The 17,208-nt window shown below is 74.6% G+C and carries 14 protein-coding genes; 4 read left to right on the top strand and 10 right to left on the bottom strand.

Annotation, left to right across the window (positions count from 1 at the left end):
• Positions 1 to 91: 91 nt before the first annotated feature.
• Positions 92 to 1,516, bottom strand: a complete 1,425-nt coding sequence (gene glnA, locus RSE42_RS11485) for a type I glutamate--ammonia ligase (protein WP_061269191.1) — start codon at positions 1,514 to 1,516, stop codon at positions 92 to 94.
• Between the two features lie 262 nt (positions 1,517 to 1,778).
• Between glnA and RSE42_RS11480 the strand changes: the two genes are divergently transcribed.
• Positions 1,779 to 2,255, top strand: coding sequence for an RDD family protein (locus RSE42_RS11480; RefSeq protein ID WP_043656555.1), 477 nt, complete (start codon positions 1,779 to 1,781; stop codon positions 2,253 to 2,255).
• 105 nt (positions 2,256 to 2,360) lie between these two features.
• Here the strand turns inward: RSE42_RS11480 and RSE42_RS11475 are convergent, their stop codons facing one another.
• The 5 genes from RSE42_RS11475 to RSE42_RS11455 all read right to left on the bottom strand — a co-directional run bounded on the left by RSE42_RS11475 (position 2,361) and on the right by RSE42_RS11455 (position 6,822).
• A complete protein-coding gene (locus RSE42_RS11475; RefSeq protein WP_021480396.1) occupies positions 2,361 to 3,104 on the bottom strand; it encodes a DUF4191 domain-containing protein in 744 nt (247 codons plus the stop codon).
• A 10-nt stretch (positions 3,105 to 3,114) separates the two neighbouring features.
• The gene (gene lipA, locus RSE42_RS11470) at positions 3,115 to 4,125 is read right to left on the bottom strand and encodes a lipoyl synthase (protein ID WP_163186892.1); all 1,011 of its coding nucleotides are present in this window, start codon (positions 4,123 to 4,125) and stop codon (positions 3,115 to 3,117) included.
• Positions 4,126 to 4,267: 142 nt separating this feature from the next.
• Positions 4,268 to 5,554: an MFS transporter gene (locus tag RSE42_RS11465; protein ID WP_415296289.1), complete on the bottom strand. Its 1,287-nt coding sequence runs from the start codon at positions 5,552 to 5,554 to the stop codon at positions 4,268 to 4,270.
• A gap of 83 nt (positions 5,555 to 5,637) precedes the next feature.
• The gene (gene lipB, locus RSE42_RS11460; protein ID WP_415296287.1) at positions 5,638 to 6,309 is read right to left on the bottom strand and encodes a lipoyl(octanoyl) transferase LipB; all 672 of its coding nucleotides are present in this window, start codon (positions 6,307 to 6,309) and stop codon (positions 5,638 to 5,640) included.
• 9 nt (positions 6,310 to 6,318) lie between these two features.
• Positions 6,319 to 6,822: a MarR family winged helix-turn-helix transcriptional regulator gene (locus tag RSE42_RS11455; protein ID WP_255438072.1), complete on the bottom strand. Its 504-nt coding sequence runs from the start codon at positions 6,820 to 6,822 to the stop codon at positions 6,319 to 6,321.
• Positions 6,823 to 6,926: 104 nt separating this feature from the next.
• Here RSE42_RS11455 and RSE42_RS11450 point away from each other — a divergent pair, with 104 nt between their 5' ends.
• The gene (locus RSE42_RS11450; RefSeq protein ID WP_415296285.1) at positions 6,927 to 9,221 is read left to right on the top strand and encodes an MMPL family transporter; all 2,295 of its coding nucleotides are present in this window, start codon (positions 6,927 to 6,929) and stop codon (positions 9,219 to 9,221) included.
• On the opposite strand, the gene RSE42_RS11445 is transcribed toward RSE42_RS11450, so the two are convergent.
• Entirely contained in the window at positions 9,134 to 9,847 is a 714-nt protein-coding gene (locus tag RSE42_RS11445; protein ID WP_232322548.1) for an HNH endonuclease family protein, read from the bottom strand. The genes RSE42_RS11450 and RSE42_RS11445 overlap by 88 nt on opposite strands.
• A gap of 172 nt (positions 9,848 to 10,019) precedes the next feature.
• Here RSE42_RS11445 and RSE42_RS11440 point away from each other — a divergent pair, with 172 nt between their 5' ends.
• Together RSE42_RS11440 and RSE42_RS11435 are read left to right on the top strand one after the other, a co-directional pair.
• Positions 10,020 to 11,060 carry a Gfo/Idh/MocA family protein gene (locus tag RSE42_RS11440; RefSeq protein WP_415296283.1) on the top strand — a complete coding sequence of 347 codons (1,041 nt, stop codon included), beginning with the start codon at positions 10,020 to 10,022 and terminating at the stop codon, positions 11,058 to 11,060.
• Positions 11,061 to 11,146: 86 nt separating this feature from the next.
• Positions 11,147 to 12,667, top strand: a complete 1,521-nt coding sequence (locus tag RSE42_RS11435) for a hypothetical protein (RefSeq protein WP_415296281.1) — start codon at positions 11,147 to 11,149, stop codon at positions 12,665 to 12,667.
• A gap of 76 nt (positions 12,668 to 12,743) precedes the next feature.
• Here RSE42_RS11435 and RSE42_RS11430 read toward each other — a convergent pair whose 3' ends face one another.
• From RSE42_RS11430 to lpdA, 3 genes are all read right to left on the bottom strand, one after another.
• Positions 12,744 to 13,637, bottom strand: coding sequence for a TIGR01777 family oxidoreductase (locus tag RSE42_RS11430; protein ID WP_415296279.1), 894 nt, complete (start codon positions 13,635 to 13,637; stop codon positions 12,744 to 12,746).
• Between the two features lie 170 nt (positions 13,638 to 13,807).
• Positions 13,808 to 15,670 carry a 2-oxoglutarate dehydrogenase, E2 component, dihydrolipoamide succinyltransferase gene (gene sucB / locus RSE42_RS11425; RefSeq protein WP_415296278.1) on the bottom strand — a complete coding sequence of 621 codons (1,863 nt, stop codon included), beginning with the start codon at positions 15,668 to 15,670 and terminating at the stop codon, positions 13,808 to 13,810.
• 30 nt (positions 15,671 to 15,700) lie between these two features.
• Positions 15,701 to 17,083 carry a dihydrolipoyl dehydrogenase gene (lpdA, locus tag RSE42_RS11420; protein WP_061269200.1) on the bottom strand — a complete coding sequence of 461 codons (1,383 nt, stop codon included), beginning with the start codon at positions 17,081 to 17,083 and terminating at the stop codon, positions 15,701 to 15,703.
• Positions 17,084 to 17,208 lie beyond the last annotated feature (125 nt).

Here is a 17,208-nt window from a genome sequence, read left to right as displayed (position 1 = left end):
CACCACGCGGAACGGCGCCCGGCCGGCACCGAAGAGGTGCGGGTCGGGCGCCGTTCGCTGTCATCCTGGGCAGGGCCGCGAGGCCCTCCGATCAGATGTCGTAGTAGAGCTCGAACTCGTGCGGGTGCGGGCGCAGGCGGATCGGGTCGATCTCGTTGGCACGCTTGTAGTCGATCCACGTCTGGATGAGGTCCGGCGTGAACACGTCGCCCTGCGTGAGGAACTCGTGGTCGGCCTCGAGGTTGTCCAGCGCCTCGGAGAGCGAGCCGGGGACCTGCTGGATCTGCGCGTGCTCCTCGGGCGGCAGCTCGTACAGGTCCTTGTCGATCGGCTCCGGCGGCTCGATGCGGTTCTTGATGCCGTCGATGCCGGCGAGGAGCTGCGCGGCGAACGCGAGGTACGGGTTGGCCGACGGGTCCGGCACGCGGAACTCGACGCGCTTCGCGGCGGCGGACGAGCCGGTCACCGGGATGCGGATGCACGCGGAGCGGTTGCGGGCCGAGTAGACCAGGTTGACCGGGGCCTCGTAGCCGGGGACCAGGCGGTGGTAGGAGTTCACCGACGGGTTGGTGAACGCGAGCAGCGACGGCGCGTGCTTGAGCAGGCCGCCGATGTACCAGCGCGCGAGGTCGGAGAGACCGCCGTAGCCCTTCTCGTCGAAGAACAGCGGCTTGCCGTCCTTCCACAGGGACTGGTGCGAGTGCATGCCCGAGCCGTTGTCGCCGAAGATCGGCTTCGGCATGAACGTGACCGACTTGCCGGCCTCGAACGCCTCGTTGCGGATGACGTACTTGAACTTCATCAGGTCGTCGGCCGCGTGCAGCAACGTGTTGAAGCGGTAGTTGATCTCCTGCTGGCCGGCGGTGCCCACCTCGTGGTGCGCGCGCTCGACCTCGAGGCCGACCTTCTCCAGCGTCGCGCACATCTCGTCGCGCAGGTCCGCGAAGCGGTCGGACGGGGAGACGGGGAAGTAGCCGCCCTTGTAGCGCGTCTTGTACGCGAGGTTGCCGCCCTCCTCCTCGCGGCCCGTGTTCCACGCCGCCTCGACGGAGTCGAGGTAGTAGAAGCTCGAGTGCTGGTTCGTCGCGAAGCGTGCCTCGTCGAAGAGGTAGAACTCGGCCTCGGGCGCGAAGAACGCCGTGTCGGCGATGCCGGTGGAGCGCAGGTACGCCTCGGCCTTGGCCGCGATGTTGCGGGGGTCGCGCGAGTACGGCTCGCCCGTGAACGGGTCGACGATGGAGAAGTTCACGACGAGCGTCTTGCGCTTGCGGTACGGGTCCACGAACGCGGTCTTGACGTCCGGCACGAGCTTCATGTCCGACTCGTGGATCGCCTGGAAGCCGCGGATCGACGACCCGTCGAACATCAGGCCGTCCTCGAACGCCGACTCGTCGAACTGCGAGACGGGGATGTTGAAGTGCTGCATGATGCCGGGCAGGTCGCAGAACCGGACGTCGACGAACTCGACGCCTTCGTTCCGCGTGAAGGCGATTGCCTCCTCCGCGTTGTTGAACATCCGTTGCTCCTTGATCGGGTGGTGCCGTCGGGCTGCGCGGCGGACGAGCCGCTGACGTGGCGCCCACGAACCTAGGCCGGGGCGGTTTCCCTGCGGTGTACCCCTTGTTTCGGTCGTGTTACGTCCCGCGTCCCCGTGTGACGATCGTGCGACACGAGGGCGCGCGGCAGCCGACGTGGGGTCGGTGTGCCGTTCGGCACGATACCGCCGTCCGGCCGCCGGCGGGCGGTCCCGTCCACCGCGTGGCACGTACGCTGGTCCCGTGGTTTCACGCGAGGACATGGGTTCGTGGCTCGAGGGCGCCCCGGGCGGCCAGAACAGCGGTCGCGGTGCGCGGCTCGGACTCCCGCCGGACGGCCCCGGCTCCCTCGCGACGCTCGGTCGGCGCGTCGTCGCGCTGGTCATCGACTGGGTCCTCGCGACCCTGGTCGCGTTCCTCTTCTTCCGGCCCGCCGCGCCGGGGTTCTTCGAGGGCATCTCGGCGCTGCCCGTCTGGTCGCAGCCGCTGGTCTTCGCGATCGAGAACGTGCTGCTCGTGAGCACGCTCGGGTTCACCGTCGGTCACCGCGTCATGGGGATCCGGGTCCGGCGACTCGCCGAGCCGGCCCGCATGGTGGGTCTCGGTCGCGGCGTGCTGCGCACGGTCCTGCTGTGCCTCGTCATCCCGGCGGTCGTGTGGGACGCCGACGGTCGCGGCCTGCACGACCGCGCCGCGGGCACCGTGCTCGTCCGCTCCTGACCCCGGCGGCCGGGGCGGCCGGATCCCCACCCCTTCGCACGACGACGCCCGGCCGGCAGAGGGAAGATCCTCGCCGACCGGGCGTCGGTCGTGGTGCAGGGTGTGTCAGCGCCCCTTGAGGCCCTTGCGGTCGGGGCGGGCCCGGGTCGGGTCGATCCCCTTCGGGATCGGCAGGCGAGAGACGCCGAGCGCGCGCAGGCGCTTGGAGACCTCCGCCGTCTCGGGCTTCGTGAGGGTCGGCTTGAGCTTCTGGACCGCGCGGGGGAGCTTGGGCAGCGCCACCTGGTCCTCGCCGTCACCGACCTGGATCGTGGTGACCGGCACGTTCGGCAGCACGCGCGCGACGCGCTTGCGCTCGGCGTCGAGCAGCCGCTTGGCGCGGTGGGGCGGGCCCTCGCTCACGAGCACGACGCCCGCGCGCCCGACGCCGCGGAACACGAGGTCCTGCGTGCGGGGGTCGATCGCGACGGGCTCCTCGTCGAACGTCCACCCGCGGCGGATCGTGCCGAGCGCGGCGCGCGCGGCGCCGGGCTGACCCTCGATCTGCTGGTAGGCGGCGCGCTCGGCGCGGCGCGTGAGGACGAACATCGCGCCCAGCGCCGCGAACGGGATGCCGACGATGAGCGTGTAGACCCACTGGCCCCACCACAGGCCGATGCCCAGCGCGACGGCGAGGATGCCGACGAACACGCCGAGCATGACCCACGTGACCGCCGGGTCCTGCTTGCGGGTCATCTGGTAGGCGGCCCACACCTGGTGGTACCAGCGCTGCTTCTTGGGCTTCTTCTGCTTCGCGACCTGCTCGCCGGCGGCGGGCGCGCCGGTGCTGTCCGAGTTCTTGCGGGCCATGCCGGTCAGTCTAGTGGGGCGAGCGGGCCAGCAGGCTCGCGGCCTCCTGGCGGGACGTCGTCGGCTCGGCGAGGTGCGCGAGCGCGGCGGGGATCTCCATGCCGCGGCGCGTCATGGCCTGGCCCCAGAGCCGCCCGGCGCGGTACGACGACCGCACGAGCGGGCCGGACATGACGCCGAGGAAGCCGATCTCCTCCGCGGCGTCCGACAGCTCGACGAACTCCTCGGGCTTGACCCAGCGGTCCACCGGGTGGTGCCGCAGCGACGGGCGCAGGTACTGCGTGATCGTCACGAGGTCGCAGCCGGCGTCGTGCAGGTCCTGCAGCGCCTCCTTCGCCTCGTCGATCGTCTCGCCCATGCCGAGGATGATGTTCGACTTGGTGACGAGCCCCGCCTCGCGCGCGCGCGTGAGCACGGACAGCGAGCGCTCGTACCGGAAGCCGGGACGGATCTGCTTGAAGATGCGCGGCACCGTCTCGAGGTTGTGCGCGAGCACCTCGGGCCGGGAGTCGTTCACCTCGTCGAGCAGCTCGGGGATCGCGTTGAAGTCCGGGATGAGCAGCTCGACGCCCGTGCCGGGGTTGAGCGCGTGGATCTGGCGGACGGTCTCCGCGTAGAGCCAGGCACCGCCGTCGGGCAGGTCGTCGCGCGCGACGCCCGTGATGGTCGAGTAGCGCAGGCCCATCGCCTGGACGGACTCCGCGACGCGGCGCGGCTCGTCCGCGTCGAAGTCGGCCGGCTTGCCCGTGTCGATCTGGCAGAAGTCGCACCGGCGCGTGCACTGGTCACCGCCGATGAGGAACGTCGCCTCGCGGTCCTCCCAGCACTCGAAGATGTTGGGACAGCCCGCCTCCTCGCAGACCGTGTGCAGACCCTCGCGCTTCACGAGCCCCTTGAGCTCGGAGTACTCCGGGCCCATGGTCGCGCGGGTCTTGATCCACTCGGGCTTCTTCTCGATCGGCGTCGCGGCGTTGCGGGCCTCGACCCGCAGCATGCGCCGTCCTTCAGGTGCGATCGTCACGGGTGTCTCCCGGTCGTCGTGGCGAGTGAGCGCCGACGTCGCGCCGAGCAAACGGGCGGGCGGCGCACCGTTCGGGTGCGCGCCCTGGTACGGCGCCGGACTCCGGTCAGACTACGCGCTCACGCTCGTCGTCTCCCGCGCGTCACTCACCCTGTGGACGTGACGTCAGCGACACCCCGGTCACGACGAGCAGAACCGCCGCGACGACCGGCAGCGCGAACGCGCTCGTCGTCGAGACGGTGTCGGCGAGCGCACCGCCCCCGGACGCACCGATCGCGACGCCGACGACGTTCGCGCTGGCCACGAGCGTCATGGCCGACGCCGTCCGCCCGGCCGGCGCGCGCTCGCCCGCGACGGTGAACACGGTGACCATGACGGGCCCGACGAACAGGCCGGTCGCTGCGACGGCGACGACGACGGCGGTCAGCGAGCCGCCCGCGGCCGCGAGCACGAGACTGGCCGTGCCGACCAGGAGCCCGGCCGCGAACGTGATCCAGCGGCTGCGCAGCCCCCAGCGGCGGGGGAGGGCGACCACGGAGAGCGCGGTGATCGCGGAGCCGACGCCCATGACGGCGTACACGAGCCCCGCGCTGCCGGGCACGCCCGCGTCGCGCGTGAGGGCGGTGAGCGCGGCCTGGGTCCCGCCGAACAGCAGCCCCATGGCGAGCATCCCGACGAGGACGACCGCCTCGCGACGCACGAGCGCGGCCGTCCCGCCGTCCGCCGCACCGGCCGTCGCGGCGTGCGGGCCGTGGCCGTGCGGCGTGGTCGCGCGCGCCGTGGGGTGGAGCGCGAACGCGGCGCCGAACACGGCGATGCCACCGGCCGCGGCGAGCACCGCGACCTGGGGCGAGCCCGCGGACGCGAGGACGCCCACGAGGGCGGGCCCCAGGACGAAGCTCACCTCGTCGGCCGTGCTCTCGTAGCTCATCGCGGCCTCGACGGTGCGCGGCTCGTCGGGCGCGAGACGCAGCCAGCGCACGCGGGCCAGCGGACCGACCTGGGGAGCGCTCGCGCCGGTCGCCGCCGCGGCGAGCAGCACCGCGGCCGTGGCGCCGGGCGCGGACGCCGAGAGGACGAGCGCCAGCACGGCGACCGTCGCGACCGGCACGCACACGAGCAGGACCCGGCGCTGACCGACGCGGTCGGCGAGCGCGCCCTGGGTCGGGCCGCCGAGCGCCGTCCCGAGCGCCGTCGCCGCGGAGGCGAGGCCGCCGAGCGCGACCGACGACGTCGTCGACGACACGAGCAAGAGTGTCCCGATCGTCAGCATGGAGAACGGCAGGCGCGCGAGGAACGCGACGGGGAGGAACGCGCGGCCCGCGAGCTGGGGGAGCCGGGCGTAGCCCGTGCGGACGGGAGCGCCGCCGGGCGGGGGAGGTGCGGGGGTGCGGGGGCGCGACGTCGCGCGCGCGGGGGTGGTGGTCATGCGGTCCAGGTCCTCGGGGTACGTCCTACCGCGCGCCGACCCACCCGTACTCCGGCGCGCGAGGATTCCCTGGAGCCTCCAGCCTATCCCGCGAGCGAGGCCGGCGGGGCGTCCGGAGCGTCGGCCGCGAGCAGCGGGCCGAGCGCCGTCCCGAGCGCGTCGACGAGGAGCGGTGCGACCTCGGCGAGCGTGACCTCGCGGCCGAGCTCCGCCGTGAGCGACGTCACGTCGGCGTCCTCGATGCCGCATGGGACGATCCGCTCGAACCGTGACAGGTCGGGCACGCAGTTCAGCGCGAGCCCGTGCATCGTCACGCCGCGCGCGACCCGCACGCCGATCGCGCAGACCTTGCGCTCGCGGCGGGACGCGTCGGCCGCGACCCAGACCCCGCTGCGGCCCTCGACGCGCATCGTCGCGAGCCCGAGGCGGGCGCAGACCGCCATGACGGCCTCCTCGAGCGCCCGGACGTAGGCGACGACGTCCACGGGCTCGGCGAGCCGGACGATCGGGTAGACGACCTGCTGGCCCGGGCCGTGCCAGGTGATCTTCCCGCCGCGGTCGACGTCCACGACGGGCGTGCCGTCGTCGGGCCGGTCGGAGCGGTTCGTGCGGCGCCCGGCCGTGTAGACGTCGGGGTGCTCGACGAGGACGAGGGTGTCCGGCCGGGTGCCAGCGACGACGTCGTCGTGCACCGCGCGCTGGAGGTCCCAGGCCTCGTGGTAGTCCGTGATCCCCGGCAGCGCGAGCAGGTCCATCGGGTCAGGCTAACGCTCGTCGCCCGGTGTGCGGGGGAGGGTCTCGAGGAGGGTGAGGAGCGCCGCGCGCATGGCGGCGATCTGCTCGTCGTCGAGGCCGCGGGTCGCGAGGTCCTCCGCGGGGCGGCGGCGCGCCGCCGCGAGCCCGGCCGCGCGCCCGGCGTCGGTGATGGCCACGGCCCGACGGCGGCGGTCGGCCGGGTCGTCGGTGCGCGTCACGTAGCCGGCCCGCTCGAGCCGCGCCACGATCCGGCTCATGGTCTGCTCGGTGACGCCCGACTCGTCCGCGAGGACGCGCTGGGACCGCGGCCCGGCGAGCAGGTGCATGAGCACGGGGAAGCCGGCGTGGTTGAGGTCCCACTGCCCGAGGTGGGCGTTCCACTCCCGTTCGATCCGGCGCGCGACGGCGAAGAGCAGCCGGCCGGTGGCCCACTCCTGGGGGTCGCCGGGGGTGGGGTCGCCGACGTCCGGGTCGACGTGCGGCCCGGTGCGGTCCCTCGGTGCAAGCTCCAACGTGCATTCCTCCCTCCACCATGGCACCATTCCTCAGCATGCTGAGCAATCGGACGGGCGGGTTCCTCCGCGGACTGATCATTGTCGCAGTCATCGGTCTCTGGATGGCCATCGGCGCACTGGGTGGTCAGGCGCAGGGTCGTCTGAGCAGCGTGCAGACCAACGACGCCGCGGCGTTCCTGCCCGCGAGCGCGGAGTCGACGCGCGCAGCCGAGGTCGCGCGGGAGTTCACCGACTCCGAGACGCTGCCCGCGCTCGTCGTCGCGACGACCGGTGAGGGGAGCGCGCTCACTCCCGACGACCTCGCGGCGCTCGACGCCTACGCGCAGGCCGTCCCCGCCGCGCCGCTCGAGGGGACCTCGGGCGACGAGCCCGCGACCGTGGGCGACGTCTCGATCGCCGACCCGGTCCTCGTGCCGTCCGAGGACGGGGAGGCCGCGCTCGTCGTCGTCTCGCTCGACGCGTCCGTCGCGTCGGACCGCGTCGGGGCGGACGAGAGCAGCGTGAGCGAGCTCGCCGTCGGCGCGCTGCGCGACCTCGCCGCCGCGGACGCGGCCGACGGCGGCCTCGCCGGCACGTCGCTCGACGTGTGGGTCACCGGCCCCGCCGGGTTCGTCGCCGACCTCGTCACGGCCTTCGGCGGGATCGACACCGTGCTGCTGCTCGTCGCGCTCGGTGCGGTGCTCGTCATCCTCGCGGTCGTCTACCGCTCGCCGATCCTGCCGTTCATCGTCATCCTCACGGCCGTGCTCGCCCTGACGCTCGCCGGTCTCGTCGTCTACGAGCTCGCGGCGGCGGACGTCCTGACGCTCAACGGGCAGTCCCAGGGCATCCTCTCGATCCTCGTCGTCGGGGCCGCGGTCGACTACTCGTTGCTCGTGGTGGCCCGCTACCGCGAGGAGCTGCGCCTCGTCCGGTCGACGGCGACGGCGCTGCGCCGTGCCGTGCGGGCCTCGGTCGAGCCGATCGCGGCGAGCGCCGGCACCGTCATCGCGGGTCTGCTCTGCCTGCTCCTGTCCGACCTGTCGTCCAACCGCAGCCTCGGCCCCGTCGCGGCGATCGGCATCGCCGCGGCGTTCGTCGCCGCGCTCACGCTCCTGCCGGCGCTCCTGCTCGTCGCGGGGCAGCGGTCCCGCGCGCTGTTCTGGCCGCGCATGCCACGGTACGACGCCGACCACGCGGCCCACGAGGCCGCCGTCGCCCAGGCGTCGCCCGAGAACGAGAACAGCGTGAGCATCGAGGGGCACGGCGTGTGGTCGCGCGTCGCGAGCTTCGTCGGCCGCCACGACCGGCGCGTGTGGATCGTCACGGCGCTCGTCCTGGCCGCGTGCGCCGCGTTCGTGCCGACGCTCGACGCCGAGGGGACCGGCGACTCGGAGGTGTTCCTGGCGGACGTCGACTCCGTCGCGGGCGAGGAGGCGCTCACCGCGCACTTCGAGGGCGTGTCCGCGCAGCCGGCGACCGTCATCGCCCCCGAGGCGGACCTCGACGCCGTCGTCACGGCGGCCGAGAGCACGGACGGCGTCGCCGCGGCGACCCCCGTCACCGACCAGCCCGCCGTCGCCCCCGGGGCCCCCGCGCAGGGCGACCCGCTCGTCGTCGACGGGCAGGTGCGCGTCGACGTCACGACCGAGGCGCCGTCCGACAGCCAGGAGGCCGTGGAGACGGTCTCGGCGCTGCGCGACGCCGTGCACGAGGTCTCGCCCGAGGCCGTCGTCGGCGGTGCCGCGGCCGAGCGCCTGGACACCCAGCTCGCGGGGCAGCGCGACCTGCGGGTCATCGTGCCCGTCGTGCTGGTCGTGATCCTGCTGATCCTCATCCTGCTGCTGCGGTCCGTGCTCGCGCCCGTGCTGCTCATGCTCGCGAACGTGCTGTCGTTCGGGGCCGCGCTCGGCGTCGCCGCGATCGTCTTCAACCACGTGCTCGACTTCCCCGGCGCGGACCCGGCCGTCCCGCTCTACGCGTTCTGCTTCCTCGTCGCGCTGGGCGTGGACTACTCGATCTTCCTCATGACGCGGGTGCGCGAGGAGAGCCTGCGCGTCGGGACGCGGCGCGGCGTGCTGCGCGGGCTCGCGGTCACGGGGTCGGTCATCACGTCCGCGGGCGTGGTGCTCGCGGCCACGTTCGCCGCGCTCGGGATCATCCCGCTGCTCTTCCTCGCCCAGCTCGCGTTCATCGTCGCGTTCGGCGTCCTCGTCGACACCCTCGTGGTGCGGTCGCTCCTCGTGCCCGCCCTCGTGCACGACGTCGGGCGTCGCGCCTGGTGGCCGAGCGCCCTCGGGCGTCTGGACCGCGGTCCGGGGGAGCCTGCTCAGCCCGCCGGGAGCGGCTCGGCGGGGCAGTCCGACAGCACGCGCGCCATCGCCTCCGACTCCGACGGCGTGACCGAGAGCTCGTAGGCCGCCTTCACGGCGATCTGCCGGGCGACGTACGGGCACCGGAACGCGTGGTTCGGGGGCAGCCACGCCGACGCGTCGCGCGCGCCCTTCGACTGGTTCGCCGGGCCGTCGGACGCGAGCAGGTTGAGGGGGTCGTTCGCGAACTGCCGACGCGTCTCGTCGTCCCAGGCGCGAGCGCCCTTGCGCCACGCGTCGAGCAGCGGCACGACGTGGTCGATCTGGACCGCCGCGCTCGTCGCGTTGCCGCGGCGGAAGTCGATCGTCTCGCCCGTGTACGGGTCGTCGAAGGTCCCGGTGCGGACCTCGCAGACGTCGCCGCGCGTCGAGAAGGTCAGGTCCGTGAGGTCGCGCGCGAGGATGTCGTTGCGGGTGTCGCACCCGTTGCCGTCGACGTCGGCCCACGCCGGGCCGAACAGCGCGCGCTCGTAGCCGGTGTCCGGCCCGGGGCCCTTGACCTCGAGGCCCGCGAGGGCCTCGAGCGCGCTCCCGGCGACCGGCTCCGGGTCGGTGTCGGCCGCGACGGACCGCTGGTTGATGACGTTCGCGACGACGATCGCGATCGCCAGGGCGATGAGGACGTAGCGCAGGACGCTCCGACGAGGGACCTGGCGGCTCGTGGTGCTCAAGGGACGACCTTCCCGAAACCGAATCTCGGCCCGACCCCCGCGAGACGGTACGCAGCGCTCCATATCGGACCAACGCGCACATTCTGCCAGGTCGCCCGGAGTGCTCCGGCCCGCGCCCGACGTGCCCCGTGCGCCCCCGGCGCCCGGCCGCGACGCCGCTAGATTGGTCGGCATGGACACCGCCGCACGCACGCTCAGGGTCGGGATCGTCGGGTACGGAGGGGCCGGCCGCGGCATCCACGCCCGTCTCGTGCGCGAGGCCGGGCACTCCGTCACGGCCGTCGTCGTGCGCTCGCGGGAGCGCCGCGCCGCCGCCACCGAGGACTGGCCCGGCGTGCACCTGCACGACGACGTCGAGGCCCTCCTCGCCGACCGGGCGGCCTACGACGTCGTGGTCGTGGCCAGCCCGTCCGCGCTCCACGCGGACCACGCGACCGCGCTCGTGCGCGCGGGCGTCCCCGTCGTGGTGGACAAGCCGCTCGCCCTGGGCGCCACGGCGTCGCGCGCCGTCGTCGACGCCGCGGAGGAGGCGGGGACCCCGCTCACCGTCTTCCAGAACCGCCGGTGGGACCCGGAGCAGCTCACGCTGCGGTCCGTGCTCGACCGCGGCGACCTCGGCCGGGTCCACACGTTCGAGCGCCGCTGGGAGCGCTGGCGTCCCGTGCCGCAGCAACGCTGGAAGGAGAACGACCTCGTCGGGGGCGGCCTGCTCCTCGACCTCGGGCCGCACCTCGTCGACTCCGCCACCCAGCTCTTCGGTCCCGTCACCGGCGTGTGGGCCGAGCTCCGCTCGCACACGACCCCCACCGAGGACGACGTGTTCCTCGTGCTCCACCACGCCCCGGACGCCGACGGGAACGCCGTCGTGAGCCGCCTCTGGGCGGGGTCCGTCGTCGGTGCGCCCGGCCCGCGCACCCGTGTGCTCGGCACGGGCGGGGCGTACGTCGTCACGACGTTCGAGAACGACGCGTCGCCCTTCGAGGTGTTCGACGACGCCGCGCCCGCGGGCACCCTCGGCTGGGTCACGCGCGGTCGCGAGCGCGAGCCCGTGCCGCAGACCCCCGGCGGGCACGCGGACTTCTACCGCGCGGTCGCCGCATGGCTGCTCGACGACGGCCCCGTGCCGGTCGACCCGCGCGACGCCGTCCGCACGGCCGAGGTGCTCGACGCCGCGCGCCGCAGCGCGCGGGAGGGTCGCCTGCTCGACGTGTGACGGCGCGCGTCCCCGGAACTGGCCCGGGGCAGACTCGTCCTGTGGACGACGGCTCGCGCGGGCGTGTCGTGCGGTGGGATGGGGGCATGCCGTCGTCGTCCCGCCGCCCGCGCCCGCCCGGGCCGTCCGTCGCCGACCTCGGGCCGGCGCTCGCCGCGGCGGGGTGGTCGCTGCGGCGGGAGCCGGGCGCGGTCGGCGGGGTGGTCGCCCGCGACGCCGCCGGGACGGTGTGCGAGGTCGCGCTGCTCGCGGCGCCCGCGGACCCGGGGGCGCGGGCCGCGCTCGTCGAGCACCTGCGCGGGCTCGGCGGGGAGCACGAGCACCTCGCGGCGGTGCGCGGCGTCGTGGCGGCGGACGGTTCGTCGCTCGCCGTCCTCGTCGACCACGTCGGCGGGCTGCGCCTCGACGAGCTCGCCGCCGCGCGCGAGCCGCTCCGCGCGGGGGAGGCGGTGACGGTCCTCGTCCCGGTCGCCCAGGCGCTGACGGCGCTCCACCGCGAGGGTCGCAGCCACGGCGTCCTGGACGCCGCGTCGGTCGTCGTCGCCCCGGACGGCCGGACGGTGCTGCGCCCGCCGCTGGCGCCCACGACGGCGTCGAGCGCCGACGACGTCCGCGACCTCGCCCGCACGGTCCTCGGTCTCGTCCCTCCGCCCGCGTCGAGCCACCCCGCGCACGCGGCGCCGCCCGACCCCGACGAGGCGCGGGCCCTCGCCGCGCTGCACGCGGAGCTCGCCGTCGCGCTCCGCGACGACCCGGCCGCCCGTCCCGCCGTCGGGACGTTCGCCGCGCGCTGCTACGACGCGGTCGAGCCGCAGCCGATCGTCATGCCGGACCCCGCGCGGCTCGTCGCCGGCGCCCTGGCGGGTCGGCGAGCTCCCCGCCCGGCGGTGCCGGGGCGGCGAGCGGCCCGCGACGACGTGGCCGCGGCGCCCGGCCGTCGTGGGGTGCGCGGGATCCCGGAGCGCCCGCGGCGCGGGGCGCCGCTGTCCGGACTCCGGCCGGGGGCACCGGCCGGTGCGCACGCCCGCCGGCCGGACCGGCGGCGACTCCCGTGGCCCGGCCGCACGACGACGGCCCTCCTCGGCAGCGCGGGGCTCGTCGTGGCGGTGGTCGTCGCGCTCGCGGTCGGCACACCGTGGCCCTCGCCCGTGCGCGGCGACGGTCCCGCGACCACCCGCACGGCGTCGGCCGCGGATCCGGCGACCGACCCCACGCTCGACCGGGCTGACCCGCTCGGTGCGGCGCGCACCCTCACGGCGCGGCGGCTGGAGCTGCTCGCGGACGGTGCGGGGAACCTGTCCGCGGTGATGGTCGCTGGTTCGGCCGCGGAGGCCCGCGACGCCGAGCTGCTCGCCGCCCTCGACGGCGTCGACGTGGTCGGGGCACGGGCCGAGGTCTTCGACGCCCGGCACGTCGAGCCCCGGCCGCCGGATGCCGACGAGGGGCACGGGGACGAGGTCGCGACGGTGGCCGTGGACTACGCGGTGTCGGCCCACCACCAGCGCTCGGCCGCGGGCGAGGTGGCGGTGCCCGCCACGCCGCGGACCACGGCCGTCCTGGTGCTGCGGTGGACCGACGCGGGGTGGCGCGTCGCCGAGGCGCGGTGACCTCGCCCGTACGGCAGGGCGAGCCGTCGTCGAGCGCGCCGGGTGCCGTCCGCTGCCCGGGTGTGAAGACCGCCGGTCAGCGGCTCTCGACGACCTCGCGCGCGGCGTCCTCCAGGACGGGGTCGGACCACGTGAACCCGCTCGCCTCGAGGACGGTGGGCAGGGCGCGCTGGGAGCCGAGGATGTCGGACGCGAGCTCGCCGAGCGCGACGTGCAGGGCGAACGACGGCACCGCGAGCACGGCGGGACGGTGCAGCGCCCGCGCGAGCGCCTGGGTGATCTCGGCGTTGGTCGCCGGGTGCGGGGCGGACAGGTTGACGGGGCCGTGCACGGGTGCGGTGAGGAGGTGCTGCAGCGCGGCGACCTCGTCGCGCAGCGTGATCCAGCTCCAGTACTGCGTCCCGGGGCCGAGGCGCCCGCCCACGCCGAGCCGCAGGAGGGGCAGCAGCCGGCCGAGCGCGCCGCCGTCGGGGGAGAGGACGATGCCGGTGCGGGCGTGCACGACACGGACCCCTGCCTTCTCGGCGGGTGCGGTCGCGGCCTCCCACTCGCGGACCAGCCGCGCGAGGAAGCCGTCTCCGGACGCGGACGTCTCCGTGAGCATCTGGGAGCCCCGGTCGCCGTAGTACCCGATGGCGGAGCCCTGGAGCCAGACCGGCGGCGGCGCGTCGAGGCCGGCGAGCGTGCGGGCGAGCAGCCCGGTGGTGCGCGTGCGGGACGTGACGAGCGTCCGCTTGTACGCCGTCGTCCAGCGGTGGTCGCCGATGCCCGCTCCGGCGAGGTTGACGACGGCGTCCGCCCCCGCGAGCACGCCCGGGTCCAGCCGGCCGGAGTCGGGGTCCCACTCGTGCTCGTCCGAGGTCTGCGGTGCGCGGCGCACCAGGCGGCGCACGTGGTGACCGTCCGCCCGGAGACGTTCGAGCAGCTCGGTGCCGATGAGCCCGTGCGAGCCCGCCACGACGATGTCCATGGGGGACACGCTACGGGTCTGCGGCGGACTCGGCACGGTCCGCGCGACGGATCCGCGGCCGGGACGGAGGGACGAGCGAGGGCCCCGACCGGCGTGCGGTCGGGGCCCTCGTCAGCGTCGCGCCGGAGCAGGCCGGCGCCGTCCGCGGCGGGTACCGCGGAGCGGGTCCGTCAGAGGCCGACCTCGGCCTCGAACGCGCCCTCCTCGATGCGGTTCTTGATGGTGGTGAGGAAGCGCGCGGCGTCCGCACCGTCGACCAGGCGGTGGTCGTAGGACAGGAAGATGAAGCACGTCGAGCGGATGCCGATCGTGTCGTTCCCGTCGACGTCCGTCACGACGACGGGGCGCTTCGTGATCGTGCCCGTGCCGAGGATCGCGACCTGACCGACCGGGACGATCGGCGTGTCGAAGACGGCGCCGCCCGAGCCGGTGTTCGTGATCGTGAACGTCGCGCCCGCGAGCTCGTCCGGACCGACCTTGTTGGCACGCGTGCGGGCGCCGAGGTCGGCGATCTTGCGCGCGATGCCGGCGAGGTTGAGGTCGCCCGCGTCCTTGATGACGGGGACGACGAGGCCGCGCTCGGTGTCGACCGCGATGCCCACGTTCTCCTGGCCGTGGTAGGTGATCTCGTCCTCGGCGAAGGTCGCGTTGATCTTCGGGTAGGCCTTGAGCGCCTCGACCGCGGCGAGCGTGAAGAACGGCAGGAACGTGAGGTTCGCGCCCTCGCGTGCCTTGAAGTCCGCCTTGGCGCGGTTGCGCAGGGCGGCGACGCGCGTGACGTCGACCTCGACCGCCGTCGTGAGCTGGGCCTGCGTGCTCAGCGCCTCGACCATGCGGCTCGCGACCAGCTTGCGCAGGCGGCTCGTCTTCTCGGTCGTGCCGCGCAGCGGGGAGACCGCCGGGACCGACGCCTTCTTCGGGGCGCCACCGGCCGCGGGAGCCGCCGGTGCGGCAGCGGCGGGCGCCGCCTTGGCCTCCTCGGCCTTGCGGGCTGCCTCGAGCACGTCCTCCTTGCGGATGCGGCCGCCGACGCCCGTGCCCGTGAGGGACGAGAGGTCGACGCCCTTGTCCGCGGCGAGCTTGCGCACGAGCGGCGTGAGGTACGTGCCGCCGGCCTTGGCGGCCGGGGCCGGGGTCGCGCCAGGAGCCGACGGCGCGGCCGGCTTCTCGGCTGCCGGAGCGGGGGCGCTCGTCGCGGGGGCGGGCGTCTCCTCCTGCGCGGCCTGCGCGGGGACGTCCGCCTCGCTCGCCGGGGTGCGCGCCTCGGTCGGCGCCTCCTCCTGCTTCGGAGCCTCCTGCTTCGGAGCCTCCTGCTTCGGAGCCTCCTGCTTCGGAGCCTCCTGCTTCGGCGCCTCCTGCGCGGGCTGCTCGGCCGGAGCGGCGGGGGCCGCGGCCGGGGCGGCACCGGAGCCGACGATCGCGAGCACGGCGCCGACCTCGACCGTCTCGTCCTCCTGGACGAGGATCTGCTGGACGGTGCCCGCGACGGGCGACGGGACCTCGGTGTCGACCTTGTCGGTCGAGACCTCGAGCAGCGGCTCGTCGACCTCGACGGTGTCGCCGACCGACTTGAGCCACCGCGTGACGGTGCCCTCGGTGACGGACTCGCCGAGCGCCGGGAGCTTGATCTCCTCACCGCCACCGGCGGAGTCGCCGGACGGCGCGGGCTGCTCGGCGGGCGCGGGGGCGGCGGGCGCCTCCTGGGCGGCCGGCTGCTCCGGCTCCGGCGCGGCCTGCGGGGCCGGAGCCTCGGTCTCGGCCTCGGCGGGGGCCGGCGCGGAGCCGCCACCGCCCGAGCCGTCGCCGATCACGGCGAGGTTCGCGCCGACCTCGACGGTCTCGTCCTCCTGGACGAGGATCTGCTCGAGCGTGCCCGCGACGGGCGACGGGATCTCGGTGTCGACCTTGTCGGTCGAGACCTCGAGCAGCGGCTCGTCGACGGCGACGGTGTCGCCGACCGACTTGAGCCAACGGGTGACGGTGCCTTCGGTGACGGACTCGCCGAGGGCCGGCATCTGCACGTTCTCAGACATGACCTGCCTGGTCTCCTTCGATCGTTGGGGTCAGTTGTGGGCGTGCAGAGGCTTGCCGGCCAGGGCCAGGTGCGCCTCTCCGAGTGCCTCGTTCTGGGTGGGGTGGGCATGGACCAGGGCGGCGACGTCCTCGGGGTACGCCTCCCAGCCCACGATCAGCTGGCCCTCGCCGACGAGCTCGCCGACGCGGGCGCCGATCATGTGCACGCCGACGACGGGACCGTCCTTGCGGCGCACGAGCTTGACGAAGCCGCTCGTCCCGAGGATCTTGCTCTTGCCGTTGCCGGCGAGGTTGTACTCGAGGGACTCGACCTGGTCGGCCCCCCACGTCTCGGCGGCGTCGGCCTCGGTGACGCCGACGGACGCGACCTCTGGCTCGCAGTACGTGACCCGGGGGATGGACGACTCGACGATCGGCGTCGGGTCGAGGCCCGCGATCTGCTCCGCGAGGAAGATGCCCTGCGCGAAGCCGCGGTGGGCGAGCTGGAGGCCGGGGACGATGTCGCCCGCGGCCCAGATGTTGCCGACGCCCGTGTGCAGGCGCTCGTCGACGATCACGAAGCCGCGGTCGAGCGTGAGGCCCTGCTCCTCGAACCCGAGGTCCGCGGTGCGCGGGCCGCGCCCGACGGCGACGAGCAGCAGCTCGGCCTCGAACGTCTTGCCGGACTCGAGGGTCACGGTGACCCCGGAGTCGGTCTCCTTGACGCCGGCGAACCGGTCGCCGAGCGAGAACGCGATGCCCCGCTTGCGGAACGCGCGCTCGAGCGCCTTCGACAGCGCCACGTCCTCGTTCGGCACGAGGTGGGGCAGCGCCTCGACGATCTGGACGTCGGCGCCGAACGACTTCCACACGCTCGCGAACTCGACGCCGATGACGCCGCCGCCGAGCACGACGACCGACTTCGGCACGCGGTCGAGCCGCAGCGCCTGGTCGGACGTGACGACCCGGCCCCCGATCTCGAGACCGGGCAGCGACCGGGCGTACGAGCCGGTGGCGAGCACGACGTGGCGGCCGGTGTAGCGGGTGCCGTCGACCTCGACCGTGTCCTGCGACACGAGGCGCCCGTGGCCCTCGACGTACGTGATGCCGCGCGAGGAGACGAGTCCCTGGAGGCCCTTGTACAGGCCGGCGACGACGCCGTCCTTGTACGCGTTGACCCCCGCCATGTCGATGCCCTCGAGCGTGCTGCGCACGCCGAACTTCGCGCCCTCGCGGGCGCCGTCGGCGAGCTCGGCCGCGTGGAGCAGCGCCTTGGTGGGGATGCACCCGTTGTGCAGGCAGGTGCCGCCGAGCCGGCCCGACTCGACGAGCGCGACGTCGAGACCGAGCTGGGCGGCACGCAGCGCGGTGGCGTAGCCGGCGCTGCCTCCGCCCAGGACGACGACGTCGAATGGTGTGCCGGGTTCGGCCACGTGCGACTCCTTCAGCGAGGGGAGAGCGAGAGCGGGCGTCCACGGCACGACGGCGGGCCGGACGGGAACCGCTGACCCACGGTGCGTGAACGTTCTCCGGGAGCCATCTTGGCACCTCGGGGACG

Source organism: Cellulosimicrobium sp. SJTW-1 (assembly GCF_047716875.1).
GTDB lineage: Bacteria > Actinomycetota > Actinomycetes > Actinomycetales > Cellulomonadaceae > Cellulosimicrobium > Cellulosimicrobium funkei.
Note: the sequence above shows the minus strand (reverse complement) of the source record. Positions and strands in the feature narration are given on the sequence as shown.